The organism is Scandinavium lactucae, from assembly GCF_033843265.1.
GTDB classification, from domain to species: domain Bacteria; phylum Pseudomonadota; class Gammaproteobacteria; order Enterobacterales; family Enterobacteriaceae; genus Scandinavium; species Scandinavium lactucae.
The window spans coordinates 106293-120348 of sequence record NZ_JAWXRD010000037.1; the positions used below are offsets into that span (position 1 = coordinate 106293).

The following is a 14056-nucleotide window of genomic DNA, read 5'->3' on the forward strand; positions in this document are numbered from 1 at the left end:
ATTCACTTAGTGTTTCAAATAATTGAGTGGGCTATATCAATTTGCATGCCAGTTTTTATATGTTTGAAAAGTAAGTGCTTTTTAAATGGTGTGTTGTGATTTTTTGTCATAATGACTATGCTTGGTAGTGTCAAAACGACAATGGCTATAGTCATTATGACCAAGAGGCAGGCATGAGTTTCTCTACTGAGGCACTGGCGAGAATCGCCATCGAGTTGCAAAGTGATATCGGCCATCCGGATCGTTTTTCCCGTTTGATAACCACGCTGCGAAACTTATTGGGCTGTGATGCGTCAGCACTGCTGCGCTATGAGGCACATCAGTTTATTCCGCTGGCGATTGATGGGTTGTCCCAGGATGTGCTCGGGCGACGTTTCGCATTACAAGGGCATCCACGGTTTGAGGCCATCGCTCGGGCCGGAGATATCGTGCGCTTCCCGGCGGATAGCGTACTGCCCGACCCTTATGATGGGCTCATTCCGGGCCAGGAAAGCCTGAAAGTTCACGCCTGCGTTGGCTTGCCGCTGTTTGCCGGGCAAACCCTGATTGGTGCGCTCACGCTTGATGGCATGGATGCACATCAGTTCGACACCTACAGTGATGAAGCGCTACGGCTGATTGCCGCGCTGGTATCCGGTGCGTTGAACAACGCGTTGCTGATCGCCCGTCTTGAGCGACAGAATGTACTGCTGGAGGAGCCTGGCGGCGATACGACGACAGGAATACAGGAGATAATCGGTCTTTCAGCATCAGTCATGCAGCTCAAGAAAGAGATTGAGATTGTGGCGGCGTCAGAGCTGAACGTGCTGATTGGTGGTGAGACGGGAACCGGTAAGGAGTTGGTGGCAAAAGCGATACACCAGCAATCGCCGCGGGCATCCCATCCCCTGGTGTATCTCAACTGCGCGGCACTGCCGGAAAGCGTGGCGGAAAGTGAGCTGTTCGGTCATGTAAAAGGTGCATTCACCGGGGCGATTAGTCACCGTAGCGGTAAATTTGAAATTGCGGATAACGGGACCTTATTTCTCGACGAAATAGGTGAGCTACCGTTGTCATTACAGGCCAAACTGCTGCGTGTTTTACAATATGGCGATATTCAACGGGTCGGTGATGACCGTAGCCTGCACGTGAATGTCCGGATATTGGCGGCGACCAATCGGGATCTCCGCGAAGAAGTGTTGGCGGGACGTTTTCGTGCCGATTTATTCCATCGTTTGAGCGTGTTCCCTCTTGTTGTGCCGCCGCTGCGCGAGCGGGGTGATGATGTTATTTTGCTGGCAGGTTATTTCTGCGAACAGTGCCGCGCCCGTATGGGGTTGGGCAGCGTGATTTTAAGCGCTGGCGTCCGTTCTGCGCTGACGGCCTATGGCTGGCCAGGCAATGTGCGCGAGCTGGAACATGCCATTCATCGTGGGGTGGTGCTGGCGCGGGCGGCAAGCGGCAGCGATGAGGTGGTACTGAACCCGCAGCATTTTACGTTTGATGGCGTAGCAACGCCCAGCGTACAAATGAATGCCCCCCCGGCCGGACGCGTTAATCTGCGCGAGGAGACTGATGCTTTTCAGCGTCAGGTCATTCACCAAACGCTGGAAAAACAGAATAATAATTGGGCGGCCACCGCGAGAGCGCTATCGCTGGATGTCGCTAATTTACATCGCCTGGCGAAACGCCTGGGGCTGAAGGATTAGAGAATACCGGCCTGATAGAAATCCTGCAGGTTGATTGCCCCGCATAGCAGGCCGTTATCATCCACCACCGGCGCGGCGGCAATTTTCCGTTTCATCAGCACTTCTTTCGCCTCAACCGCACGGCTTTCCGCATTCAGCGTGACACCGCCCTGGGTCATGGCTTCTGCCACTTTTGCTGCCAGGGTGCCGCCGCCAACCAACCAGCGGCGCAGGTCGCCGTCGGTAAAGACGCCTTGTACCCGGCTACTGTCGTCGCATACCACCACCAGCCCCAGTCCGGTACGGCTCAGCTCCAGCATCGCGTCCATCACGCTGGTGGTGAGTTTGACCTGCGGAATGGCATCCCCGGTGCGCATCAGGTGATGCACTTTGTTCAGCAGACGCGCGCCTAATGCCCCCGCCGGATGGGAACGGGCAAAGTCCTCTTCGTTGAAGCCGCGTGCCTGCATTACCGCCATCGCCAGGGCGTCGCCCATCATCAGGGTGTTAACGGTGCTGGAGGTGGGGGCGAGATGCATCGGACAGGCTTCGCGTTCGACAGAAATATCCAACGTGGCCGTTGCCGCCAGCGCCAGCGGTGAGCGGATTTTGCCGGTCATCGCCAGCAGCGCGACCGATTTTTCCTGCAAACGGGGAATGATCAGGTCAAGCTCTTTGGCCGCGCCAGAGTATGAGATAAAGAGCATCACGTCGCGGCTTTCGATCATCCCCAGATCGCCATGCAGAGCTTCTGCCGGATGGACGAAGAAAGCAGGCGTACCGGTGCTGGCCAGCGTCGCGGCAATTTTTTTGCCGATATGCCCGGATTTGCCGATCCCGGAGACAATCACTTTGCCTTCGCTTTGCATAATGGTGTTGGCGGCGCGAACGAAATCATCGCCAAGCCTGTCCGGCAGGCGGCTCGCTTCTTGTAATTCCAGCATCAGCGTCTGGCGACCTGCGTTAATCAGAAAATCACTCATCTTTTTCTCCCGTTACGATGACCTTGATTCCTTTCTCTTCCAGCGCTTTTTTAAACGCCGGATCGATGCCCGCGTCGGTAATCAGTTTATCGACGCTTTCAAGGCTGCAGACGATGTTGGGGCTTTTGCGGCCAAACTTTGACGAATCCGCCATCAGAATCACTTCCCGGGCGGCGTTGCACATTGCCTTACTGACACTGAACACTTCATTAAACGTGGTCACGCCCGCATTAAGATCGATGCCGTCGGTGCCCATAAACAGTTTATCGAAGCTGAAATGCTCGAAGGCGTTTTCGGCCAGTTGACCGTGGAAGGAGGCGGATTTTTTGCGGAACGTGCCGCCGGGCATCAGGATGGTTTGTTCGTTATCTACTTCGGACAGGGCATTGACGATATGCAGGCTGTTGGTCATCACCGTGATGTTATTAAAGTGGCTGAGCATCGGGATCATCTGCAGTACGGTACTGCCTGCGTCGAGGATAATCGAGTCGCCGTCATGGACAAATTTAACCGCGGCTTCGGCTATCAACGCCTTCTGATGGGTGTTGATCAGCGTTTTATGATCGATAGGCGGATCGGCCTCATCTTTATTGAGCATCACCCCGCCGTAGGTTCGGATCACTGCCCCGGCGTTTTCGAGGTGTACCAGGTCTTTGCGTATCGTCGTGCCGGTGGTGTCAAAGAATTGGGCGAGTTCCTCTACGGAACATTTTCCCTGCTTTTGCAGATGTTCAATAATGGCCGCCTGCCGCTGACGTGGTTTCATTGGCGTTGAGTTCCTTAAGTTGCGAAATGATAATTTCGCAAGCTTATACCGTTCACAACGAAATTATCCATGTTTCAATTTAAGCGCTAATGATAGTGCATTCTGACAGCGTGAATCATGGGGAAAGATCACATCAGGCTGTAATTGTTGTAGGGGCGTGCCGTTGATTGCCGGAATTTTCACCGGCCGGGCGAAAATCGTCAGTCCACGTAACATTAATGAATCGCATACCCGGTTGTGCTCATCGAGGGCGATGGCAATCACTACCCGGGGTTTGAATCGCCCGCCGGAGCGTCCGATGCCGACGCGCCCTTTTTGGCACAGCGCATCAAACGCCCGGTTGAACTGATGGAGCTGCCAGCCGCCGAGAACCAGTTGGCTCAGCCAGGCGATGACGGCGACGGTGATGAGCGTGGTGATCATGTTTATTTTCCTGGTAATTGTCGGATGGCGTGTAGGCCCGGTAAGCAAAGCGCCACCGGGCATGATGCCTTAGAACATCACCTGTCCACCGGTGACATTGATGGATTGTCCGGTGCAGTAAGACGCTTTCGGGCTGGCGTAAAACAGCAGCATGTTGAGCACATCCTGATAGTCGCAGCCGCGCTTGAGCGGCACTTTATCAATGTAATACTGCTCCACTTCGTCCGCTTTGAGGCCAAGCTTGGTGGCGTACTGCGGCAACAGTGACTGGAACATCGGCGATTTCAGCAGGTTGCCGAGCATCAGTGAATGCACGGTGATGCCGTATTCCGCCAGATCCAGCGCCAGGGACTGCGTCAGCCCCACGCCGCCAAATTTTGCCGCGCTGTAGCCGGAATTGTGTTTGCTGCCCACTTTGCCGGATTTGGAGTTAATTTGAATGATGCGCCCCTGAATGCCGTCGCGGATCATCAGCCGTGAAAACTCGCGGGCGCAGAGGAAATAGCCCACCAGGTTCACTTGCAAGGAGCGATCGAAATCGCCTAATGCGAAGTCGCTGATAAACGCGGCTTTGGCAATCCCTGCGCTGTACACCAGCAGATCGGTGCGGCCAAAGATCTCATCCACGCCGCGCGCCAGCGCCATCACGCTCTGTTCGCTGGTGGCATCCGCGCCAAAGCCGTACGCCATTCCTTCACCAAATTCCTGATTAATGACCGCAGCAACCCGCGCCGCTTTTTCACTTTGAATATCCACCACCGCGACGCGATAGCCTTCTGTTGCAAGCCCACGGCAAAGAAACTCCCCTAAGGTTTGTCCTCCGCCAATGACAACGGCAACCTGATTCATGGTTCTCTCCTTAAATTACGCAACGAATTTTACAGTGCAGCCAGCCTGAAGCGCCTCGGGTACTGGGCCGGTGACGTGTACGGTCCCGGGAAACTCGGCTTCGGTCTGACCATCAAAACGCAGGGTGATATGCCCCAGCTCACGCAGGTTCTGCTCGGCCACATCGCCCACGGCGGTCACTGGGTAGCAGATGTCGTCCAGCTCGAGCTGGTTGCCGGGGCGTAAAGTGCCTTTCAGCTCACCGTGGCAGTGAATAAAACAGTACTCCTCGATATCCGCCGGAGCCCCCTCGCGAAAGGTGATCAGCATTTTGTCGCTCAACGCATCGGGGGCGCTCTGACCGATGCGGGTAATGGTGGTCTGATAAATCACGGTCATGACGAACACCTCTTATTGATAAATAAATCCGGAAACGAACCAGGCGATCAGCACCGTCGGTGCGCCAGTCAGGAAACGGCTCACCAGTACCGAGGGAACCCCCACCCGAACCGTGTCCTGTCGTGCTTCGGCCAGCGAGAGACCCACCGGAATAAAGTCACATGCCGCCTGCGCATTAATAGCGAACAGAGCGGGCAGGGCGAGATGCGGAGGAATGTTGCCCAGACCGATTTGCACCCCAATCAGGACGCCGATCACCTGCGCAATCACCGCGCCTGGGCCGAGAAACGGTGACAGCAGCGGGAAGGAGCAAATCAGCGCCAGCGTCACCAAACCTAACGGATGGCTGGCGAGTGGGGCGAGGCCGTGCGCAATCCAGTCTCCCAGGCCGGAAGCCATGATGATGCCGATCAGCGCTGAGACGAATGCCATAAACGGCAGGATAGTTTTCAGCACCGTGTCGATGGTGTCGCGCCCGGACTGGAACAGCACCGCTACGGCAGAGCCCATACCCATCCCGACTTTTGCCAGCAGGCCATCACTTTGTTCGGTGATTTTTTTCCGGGTGTCATATTCGCGAGGGCCGGCTTTTTGTGGCGCAGTGCCGTCAACCCGATGGATGTTGTCCTCCCTGACGCCAGAGACATAAATATCTTCGACGATGTGCTGTGCCAGCGGCCCGGATTTTCCCGTTGAGTGAATATTGACGGTGGGGATCCGACGTTTCGGATAGAGACCGCAGCGCAGCGTGCCCCCGCAGTCGATCACCGCGACGCCGATTTCTGATTCGGGTGGTTCGCCCTCTTTAAAGCCGTCTACTGCTTCCCAACCGGTGAGTTCACTCAGTTTGTCGACAATTGCCGGACGAGTGCCTGCGGTGATGTAGACGATTTTTTTTCCTTCAACGGCGTCAAGTTCCAGCGGGCCACCCCAGCCACCTTCGCCTTTTTCAATCCGAATGCGCGTCATGCGATGGCTCCTGAAAGTCGAACTTTTTGTTCAAGTTGAATGCCCATTTTTTTCTCGAAAACGGCGGTGGTCAGATCGGTTATCCAGCCGCGGAAGAAATTGGTGAAAAGACCGACCAGCAGATAGCTGACCGCCAAAGGTCCCAGCGGCAGGCCGAGCGTGGTCAGGCCGTTAGCGACCCCGAGGTACACAAACAGTTCGCCCGGATTGATGTGCGGAAACAGGCCGTTCATCGAATGGCAGCTGTAGGATGCGGCGGCGTAGTAGCTCGGCTTGTATTTCTCGGGCATAAAACGGCCAAGGCTTAACGTCATCGGGTTACAAAAAACGAAGGTGCCAATGCAGGGCAGGACCAGGTAGCGGGAGACGGGATTGCCCGCGCAGCGCTGAGCGAATCGCTCAATGCGTTGCTGGCCGATGAAGTTAATGAGGGCATTCATGATAACCAGCAGGCTTATCAGCAGCGGCAGAATACCGGTCACCATCCCGGTAAAAACCTCTCCGCCTTTCTGAAACAGCCCGATGAACCATTCGGCACCGTGGGTAATGATTTCTATCATTCTTCTCTCCTGTGGGCTTTTATTGTTTAACTGATGCCAATAATAATCACTTTGAAAGATTTTTAAGTGTTAACTAGATCTCAAAGTGAAAGATAAATCGGTTATTTTGAAAGTTATTGCGAGGGGAGAGGGAAAGTGAGGAAAGATTTTTTTTAACGACAGGTAGCGCTTCCTTGTGAGGTCGGGGATGCTTTACCATATTTATCTCTGCCGAATTAGCTAAATGGATGTCACATGTTGAAGCGCCGTTACCTGACTTTACTCCCGCTGTGCGTGCTGGTTGCTGCCTGTAGCAGCAAACCGAAAACGGCCGAAGCGCCGACCGCCACTCCCCCTTCTGGTGGTTTTTTGCTGGAGCCGCAGCATAACGCGACCATGATGGGCGGTGACTTCGCTAACAATCCGGCGGCGGAACAGTTCATTGATTCGATGGTCAGCAAACACGGTTTTGACCGCCAGCAGTTGCATGAAATTCTTTCCCAGGCCAAGCGTCTGGATTACGTGCTGCGCCTGATGGACCGACAGGCCCCAACCGCCCAAGTGCCGACCGGGCCGAACGGGGCATGGCTGCGCTATCGCAAACAGTTTATTACCCCGGATAATGTGCAAAACGGCGCAGTGTTCTGGAATGAACATCAGGATGCGCTCAACCGCGCCTGGCAGGTTTATGGTGTGCCGCCGGAGATTATCGTCGGCATTATCGGGGTGGAAACCCGCTGGGGCCGGGTGATGGGTAAAACCCGAATTCTGGATGCGCTGGCGACGCTGTCGTTCAACTATCCACGGCGCGCGAAGTATTTCTCCAGCGAACTGGAAACCTTCCTGCTAATGGCTCGTGACGAACAGGACGATCCGTTGGATCTGAAGGGGTCATTTGCGGGCGCAATGGGCTACGGCCAGTTTATGCCGTCCTCCTATAAGCAATACGCCGTCGACTTCAACGGTGACGGGCATATCAACCTGTGGGATCCGGATGATGCGATTGGCAGCGTCGCCAACTACTTCAAACAGCATGGCTGGGTGAAAGGCGATCAGGTTGCGGTGATGGCGGCGGGTCAGGCCCCGGGTCTGGATAACGGTTTCAAAACTAACTACAGCATTTCGCAACTGTCTGCTGCCGGATTATCCCCGACGCAGTCGTTGGGCGACCATCAGCAGGCGAGCCTGCTGCGCCTGGATGTTGGCACTGGATATCAATACTGGTACGGTTTGCCGAATTTCTACACCATCACGCGTTATAACCACAGCACGCACTATGCGATGGCGGTCTGGCAGCTTGGTCAGGCTGTGGCGATAGCGCGCGTCCAGCAGTAATTCTCTTCCCCTCCTGCGAGTCTTGCGGGAGGGGAGCTTTCTCCGGAAGCGTTATCAAAACCGGGCGGGGTGGCCGACACTTACGCCAGCATGTTGCGTCATAACGTCGAGACGCTTGCCAATAGTATGAATTCATTCTGAGATGCGTCCCGGACGAAGGGGGCGCTGCACGATTTTTCTGAAGCGTGCTCGTAAAATTGCTACCCCATCTCCCTCTCCCCCCAGAAAATGGTATCGTGAGCAGCATGTTTTTCAGGCTGTAAGGAATCATGATGACCGACAGTGAATTGATGGCGTTCAGCGAAAAGGTTGGGCTGGCATTGAAAGCGCAGGGCGCGACCGTCACCACCGCAGAATCCTGCACCGGCGGCTGGATAGCCAAAGTGCTGACGGATATTTCAGGCAGTTCCGCCTGGTTTGAACGCGGATTTGTGACCTACAGTAACGACGCTAAATCGCAGATGATTGGCGTGGGCGAAGAGACGTTACTGCGTCACGGCGCGGTCAGTGAACCGGTGGTGGTCGAAATGGCAATAGGTGCGCTGCGAGCGGCACGTGCCACCTATGCGCTCTCGGTCAGCGGCATTGCCGGACCGGACGGCGGCAGTGAAGAAAAGCCGGTGGGCACCGTGTGGTTCGGGCTTGCCTGTGCAAACGGGCAGGGTTTTACCCGGCGGGAATGCTTCGCTGGCGACCGCGAAGCCGTACGCCGTCAGGCTACCGCGTATGCCCTGCAACTGCTGTGGCAACAATTTCTACAAAACACTTGATACTGTATGACCATACAGTATAATTGCGTCATCAAAACAGAATTTACGCGTTAACACCCGGACAGGAGTAATAATGGCTATCGACGAAAACAAACAAAAAGCGTTGGCGGCAGCACTGGGCCAGATCGAAAAGCAATTCGGTAAAGGCTCCATCATGCGCCTGGGTGAAGACCGTTCCATGGATGTGGAAACCATCTCCACCGGCTCGCTTTCTCTGGACATCGCGCTGGGCGCTGGCGGCCTGCCGATGGGCCGTATCGTTGAAATTTACGGACCGGAATCCTCCGGTAAAACCACCCTGACACTGCAGGTCGTTGCCGCCGCACAGCGTGAAGGTAAAACCTGTGCGTTTATCGATGCCGAACACGCGCTGGACCCGGTCTATGCTCGCAAGCTGGGGGTTGATATCGACAACCTGCTGTGTTCCCAGCCGGATACCGGTGAGCAGGCGCTGGAAATCTGTGATGCGCTGGCACGTTCTGGTGCAGTAGACGTTATCGTTGTCGACTCCGTTGCGGCGCTGACGCCGAAAGCAGAAATCGAAGGCGAAATCGGCGATTCTCACATGGGTCTCGCGGCACGTATGATGAGCCAGGCGATGCGTAAGCTGGCCGGTAACCTGAAGCAGTCCAACACCCTGCTGATCTTCATCAACCAGATCCGTATGAAAATTGGTGTAATGTTCGGTAACCCGGAAACGACCACCGGTGGTAACGCGCTGAAATTCTACGCCTCCGTGCGTCTCGACATCCGCCGTATCGGTGCGGTGAAAGAGGGCGATAACGTGGTGGGCAGCGAAACCCGCGTGAAAGTCGTGAAAAACAAAATCGCGGCACCGTTCAAGCAGGCTGAATTCCAGATCCTCTACGGCGAAGGTATCAACTTCTACGGTGAACTGGTCGATCTCGGCGTGAAAGAGAAGCTGATCGAAAAAGCCGGTGCATGGTATAGCTACAACGGCGACAAAATCGGTCAGGGTAAAGCGAACGCTATCTCCTGGCTGAAAGAGAACCCGGCTGCGGCGAAAGAAATCGAGAAGAAAGTCCGTGAGTTGCTGCTGACCAATCAGGACGACAAACCGGCCTTCACCGTTGACGATAACAGCGTTGAAGAAACCAACGAAGATTTCTAATCCTTGTTGAAGACAAAGGGCCGCTGATGCGGCCCTTTTTGCATTTCAGACTATCCATTTTTTTCAGCAAAGAGGAACCGCTATGACTGAAAGTTCACCCCGTCGTTCTGCTTATGCTCGCTTGCTGGACAGAGCCATCCGCATTCTGGCGATGCGCGATCACAGTGAAAAAGAGCTGCGTCGTAAGCTGGTGGCTCCGGTTCTGACCAAAAATGGCCCCGAGCCGATTGATGCCCCGCCGGAAGACGTCGATAAGGTCGTGGCCTGGTGTCAGGAGAGTCACTATCTCGACGATGTCCGCTTCACCCGCCAGTTTATCGCCAGCCGCAGCCGGAAAGGGTATGGCCCGGCGCGCATTCGCCAGGAGTTGAATCAAAAAGGCATTGGCCGGACTGACATCGATCAGGCGATGTATGACTGTGACATTGACTGGATGGCGCTGGCACGTGACCAGGCGCTGCGAAAATACGGCGAACCGCTTCCCACTGCGTTTGCCGAAAAAGTAAAGGTGCAGCGATTTCTCCTAAACCGTGGCTATTTGATGGAAGATATCCAGCAAATATGGCGAAATTTTGCCGACTGAGTCACTCGGTATTTTACTTCCCTCCCAAGAAAACTTATCTTATTCCCACTTTTTTCCGCAAGGTTGCCTGACTGTCTAAAAACTGTTCAGCTGCCGCCTGCAACAATCCGTTAGCGTGATTCCAGGATAATTATGAGCAAGAGCACCGCTGAGATCCGTCAGGCGTTTCTCGACTTTTTCCATAGCAAGGGACATCAGGTAGTTGCCAGCAGCTCCCTGGTGCCAAACAACGACCCGACTCTGCTGTTTACCAACGCCGGGATGAACCAGTTCAAGGACGTGTTCCTTGGTCTCGACAAGCGTAATTATTCCCGCGCGACCACCTCGCAGCGCTGCGTGCGTGCGGGTGGTAAGCACAACGATCTGGAAAACGTCGGTTACACCGCGCGTCACCACACTTTCTTCGAAATGCTGGGCAACTTCAGCTTCGGCGACTACTTCAAACACGATGCTATCCAGTACGCATGGGAGTTGCTGACCGGTGAAAACTGGTTTGCGCTGCCGAAAGAGCGTCTGTGGGTTACCGTGTACGAAACCGATGACGAAGCGTTCGAAATCTGGGCCAACGACGTTGGCGTACCACGTGAGCGCATTATCCGTATCGGCGACAACAAAGGCGCACCGTATGCGTCTGATAACTTCTGGCAGATGGGCGATACCGGTCCGTGCGGTCCGTGTACCGAAATCTTCTTCGATCATGGCGATCACATCTGGGGTGGCCCTCCGGGTAGCCCGGAAGAAGACGGCGACCGTTACATCGAGATCTGGAACATCGTCTTCATGCAGTTCAACCGTCAGGCTGACGGCACCATGGAACCGCTGCCGAAACCATCCGTGGATACCGGTATGGGTCTGGAGCGTATCGCGGCTGTATTGCAGCACGTGAACTCCAACTATGACATCGATCTGTTCCGTACTCTGATTCAGGCCGTGGCAAAAGAGACCGGTGCGACCGATCTCAGCAACAAATCGCTGCGGGTCATCGCCGACCACATTCGTTCCTGTGCGTTCCTGATTGCTGACGGCGTTATTCCGTCGAATGAAAACCGTGGCTACGTGCTGCGTCGTATCATTCGTCGTGCCGTTCGTCATGGAAACATGCTCGGCGCGAAAGAGAGTTTCTTCTGGAAACTGGTCGGCCCGTTGATTGAAGTGATGGGTTCCGCTGGCGACGAACTGAAACGTCAGCAGGCGCAGGTTGAGCAGGTTCTGAAAACCGAAGAAGAGCAGTTTGCCCGCACGCTTGAGCGTGGTCTGGCTCTGCTGGACGACGAACTGTCGAAGCTGAAAGGCGATACGCTGGATGGCGAAACCGCTTTCCGTCTGTATGACACCTACGGCTTCCCGGTTGACCTGACGGCGGACGTTTGCCGTGAGCGCAATCTTAAAGTGGACGAAGCGGGTTTCGAAGCCGCAATGGAAGAACAGCGTCGTCGTGCGCGTGAATCCAGCGGTTTTGGTGCGGATTACAACGCGATGATCCGCGTGGATAGCGCCTCCGAATTTAAAGGCTACGACCATCTGGAACTGAACGCGAAAGTCACCGCGCTGTTCGTGGAAGGTAAAGCCGTAGACAGCATTGCCGCAGGCCAAAGCGCCGTGGTTGTACTGGATCAGACTCCGTTCTATGCCGAATCTGGCGGCCAGGTTGGCGATAAAGGCCAACTGAAAGGTGCCGGTTTTGCGTTCGACGTCAACGACACGCAGAAGTACGGTCAGGCGATTGGTCATCTCGGTACGCTGAGCAACGGTTCGCTGAAAGTGGGTGATGCGGTGCAGGCTGACGTCGACGAAGCACGTCGTGCCCGTATTCTGCTGAACCACTCTGCGACGCACCTGATGCACGCGGCGCTGCGCCAGGTGCTTGGCACCCATGTTGCGCAGAAAGGTTCTCTGGTGAATGACAAAGCGTTGCGCTTTGACTTCTCACATAACGAAGCGATGAAGCCGGAAGAGATTCGTGCGGTAGAAGATCTGGTCAACGCCCAGATCCGTCGTAACCTGCCAATCGAAACCCACGTGATGGAACTGGAAGATGCGAAAGCTAAAGGTGCCATGGCGCTGTTTGGCGAGAAATATGATGACCGCGTTCGCGTTCTGAGCATGGGCGATTTCTCTACCGAACTGTGTGGTGGTACTCACGCCTCTCGCACCGGTGACATCGGCCTGTTCCGCATCACGTCCGAATCCGGAACGGCGGCAGGTGTGCGTCGTATCGAAGCGGTGACCGGTGAAGGCGCTATCGCCAGCCTGCATACGCAGAGCGATGTGCTGAGCGATGTGGCGCATCTGCTGAAAGGCGATAGCCATAACCTGACTGAGAAAGTCCGTTCAGTCCTGGAACGGACACGTCAGCTGGAAAAAGAGCTGCAGCAGCTGAAAGAGCAGGCTGCCGCGCAGGAGAGTGCGAACCTCTCCAGCAAAGCCGAAGAAATCAATGGCGTAAAACTGCTCGTGAGCGAACTCACTGGCGTTGAGCCGAAGATGCTGCGTACTATGGTCGACGATCTGAAGAACCAGTTGGGTTCCACGATTGTGGTGTTGGCTACGGTCGCGGATGATAAGGTTTCTCTGATTGCGGGCGTCTCTAAGGATGTGACGGATCGTGTTAAAGCAGGGGAATTGATTGGTATGGTCGCCCAGCAGGTGGGTGGTAAAGGGGGCGGTCGTCCTGATATGGCGCAAGCCGGTGGTACGGATGCAGCGGCTCTCCCGGCCGCACTGGCTAGCGTAAAAGCGTGGGTCAGCGCAAAACTGTAATAACTATAAAACGCAGCGGACGCCTTTATCCATAGGGTTGAGGCGTCCTGTATAAGCAAGACTGACAACGATAAAGTCAGGTTGAAATTGTGTAAATCGGCTAAACTTACGTTTAACAGAATGTAATGCCGTGACTGCTTACACGTTTACGTGTTTGTCATCGCTTACTTTTTGGCGTTATATGATGGATAATGCCGGGATACAAGAGACCCGACTCTTTTAATCTTTCAAGGAGCAAAGAATGCTGATTCTGACTCGTCGAGTTGGTGAAACCCTCATGATTGGCGATGAGGTCACCGTGACAGTTTTAGGGGTGAAGGGCAACCAGGTACGCATCGGCGTAAACGCCCCTAAAGAAGTCTCTGTCCATCGTGAAGAGATCTACCAGCGTATCCAGGCTGAAAAATCCCAGCAGTCCAGTTACTAAGTTTCCTGCGTCTCACTGCCCGGTGAGACGCAAGCTCCCGCTTTCTTCGTTTTTCTCCCTTCTGTTGTCATCTCTGCTCTGAATATCTCGTGCTTTATTGCTGGTTTCCCTTTCTGACCTCTCACTGTTTACGCATTTATCTGTGGCGCTTTGTGTTGATAAATCGCTCTTTTTGCCGTTTTTGCAGCCTAATTGAACGTGAAGTGTGCAAACGATAAAAGGTCTGGAAAAATTGTTTGACTTATAAGTCCCAGAAAGTAATATGTGCGCCACGCAGCGACGATGAGCTCTAACGAGTAATTCGAAGCACTCGCAAGAGGCGTATGGTGAGGTGGCCGAGAGGCTGAAGGCGCTCCCCTGCTAAGGGAGTATGCGGTCAAAAGCTGCATCCGGGGTTCGAATCCCCGCCTCACCGCCATTTGCATCCGTAGCTCAGCTGGATAGAGTACTCGGCTACGAACCGAGCGGTCGGAGG

General features: G+C 54.7%; 14 protein-coding genes, 1 tRNA gene and 1 pseudogene. 9 read left to right on the forward strand and 7 right to left on the reverse strand.

Annotation, left to right across the window (positions count from 1 at the left end; all coding sequences use genetic code 11):
* Positions 1-173: 173 nt before the first annotated feature.
* On the forward strand, positions 174-1688 hold the full coding sequence (gene norR / locus SIK69_RS16535) for a nitric oxide reductase transcriptional regulator NorR (RefSeq protein WP_319786579.1): 1515 nt from the start codon (positions 174-176) through the stop codon (positions 1686-1688).
* On the opposite strand, the gene gutQ is transcribed toward norR, so the two are convergent.
* The 7 genes from gutQ to srlA all read right to left on the reverse strand — a co-directional run bounded on the left by gutQ (position 1685) and on the right by srlA (position 6595).
* Positions 1685-2650: an arabinose-5-phosphate isomerase GutQ gene (gene gutQ / locus SIK69_RS16540; RefSeq protein ID WP_319629460.1), complete on the reverse strand. Its 966-nt coding sequence runs from the start codon at positions 2648-2650 to the stop codon at positions 1685-1687. The genes norR and gutQ overlap by 4 nt on opposite strands.
* On the reverse strand, positions 2643-3416 hold the full coding sequence (gene srlR / locus SIK69_RS16545) for a glucitol operon DNA-binding transcriptional repressor SrlR (protein ID WP_319786580.1): 774 nt from the start codon (positions 3414-3416) through the stop codon (positions 2643-2645). The genes gutQ and srlR overlap by 8 nt, the downstream gene beginning before the upstream one ends.
* A 63-nt stretch (positions 3417-3479) precedes the next feature.
* Positions 3480-3839 carry a transcriptional regulator GutM gene (gutM, locus tag SIK69_RS16550; RefSeq protein ID WP_319786581.1) on the reverse strand — a complete coding sequence of 120 codons (360 nt, stop codon included), beginning with the start codon at positions 3837-3839 and terminating at the stop codon, positions 3480-3482.
* 69 nt (positions 3840-3908) lie between these two features.
* On the reverse strand, positions 3909-4688 hold the full coding sequence (gene srlD, locus SIK69_RS16555; protein WP_319629457.1) for a sorbitol-6-phosphate dehydrogenase: 780 nt from the start codon (positions 4686-4688) through the stop codon (positions 3909-3911).
* Positions 4689-4703: 15 nt separating this feature from the next.
* Entirely contained in the window at positions 4704-5066 is a 363-nt protein-coding gene (srlB, locus tag SIK69_RS16560) for a PTS glucitol/sorbitol transporter subunit IIA (protein ID WP_319629456.1), read from the reverse strand.
* A 12-nt stretch (positions 5067-5078) separates the two neighbouring features.
* On the reverse strand, positions 5079-6035 hold the full coding sequence (gene srlE, locus SIK69_RS16565) for a PTS glucitol/sorbitol transporter subunit IIB (RefSeq protein WP_319629455.1): 957 nt from the start codon (positions 6033-6035) through the stop codon (positions 5079-5081).
* A complete protein-coding gene (gene srlA / locus SIK69_RS16570; protein ID WP_319786582.1) occupies positions 6032-6595 on the reverse strand; it encodes a PTS glucitol/sorbitol transporter subunit IIC in 564 nt (187 codons plus the stop codon). The genes srlE and srlA overlap by 4 nt, the downstream gene beginning before the upstream one ends.
* Positions 6596-6829: 234 nt before the next feature.
* On the opposite strand from srlA, the gene mltB reads away from it, so the two are divergent.
* From mltB to SIK69_RS16610, 8 genes and pseudogenes are all read left to right on the forward strand, one after another.
* Entirely contained in the window at positions 6830-7909 is a 1080-nt protein-coding gene (mltB, locus tag SIK69_RS16575) for a lytic murein transglycosylase B (RefSeq protein ID WP_319786583.1), read from the forward strand.
* Between the two features lie 24 nt (positions 7910-7933).
* Positions 7934-8050, forward strand: a pseudogene (locus tag SIK69_RS16580) (metal ABC transporter substrate-binding protein); the annotation flags it as partial.
* Positions 8051-8181: 131 nt separating this feature from the next.
* The gene (gene pncC / locus SIK69_RS16585) at positions 8182-8679 is read left to right on the forward strand and encodes a nicotinamide-nucleotide amidase (protein ID WP_319786584.1); all 498 of its coding nucleotides are present in this window, start codon (positions 8182-8184) and stop codon (positions 8677-8679) included.
* Positions 8680-8752: 73 nt separating this feature from the next.
* Positions 8753-9811 carry a recombinase RecA gene (gene recA / locus SIK69_RS16590; protein WP_319629451.1) on the forward strand — a complete coding sequence of 353 codons (1059 nt, stop codon included), beginning with the start codon at positions 8753-8755 and terminating at the stop codon, positions 9809-9811.
* A gap of 82 nt (positions 9812-9893) precedes the next feature.
* Complete coding sequence (recX, locus tag SIK69_RS16595) at positions 9894-10394, forward strand: recombination regulator RecX (RefSeq protein ID WP_319786585.1); 501 nt, start codon at positions 9894-9896, stop codon at positions 10392-10394.
* A gap of 132 nt (positions 10395-10526) precedes the next feature.
* On the forward strand, positions 10527-13154 hold the full coding sequence (gene alaS, locus SIK69_RS16600; RefSeq protein WP_319629449.1) for an alanine--tRNA ligase: 2628 nt from the start codon (positions 10527-10529) through the stop codon (positions 13152-13154).
* Positions 13155-13395: 241 nt separating this feature from the next.
* A complete protein-coding gene (csrA, locus tag SIK69_RS16605) occupies positions 13396-13581 on the forward strand; it encodes a carbon storage regulator CsrA (RefSeq protein ID WP_000906486.1) in 186 nt (61 codons plus the stop codon).
* Between the two features lie 325 nt (positions 13582-13906).
* Positions 13907-13999 (forward strand) — tRNA-Ser (locus SIK69_RS16610).
* The last annotated feature ends 57 nt before the right edge of the window (positions 14000-14056 follow it).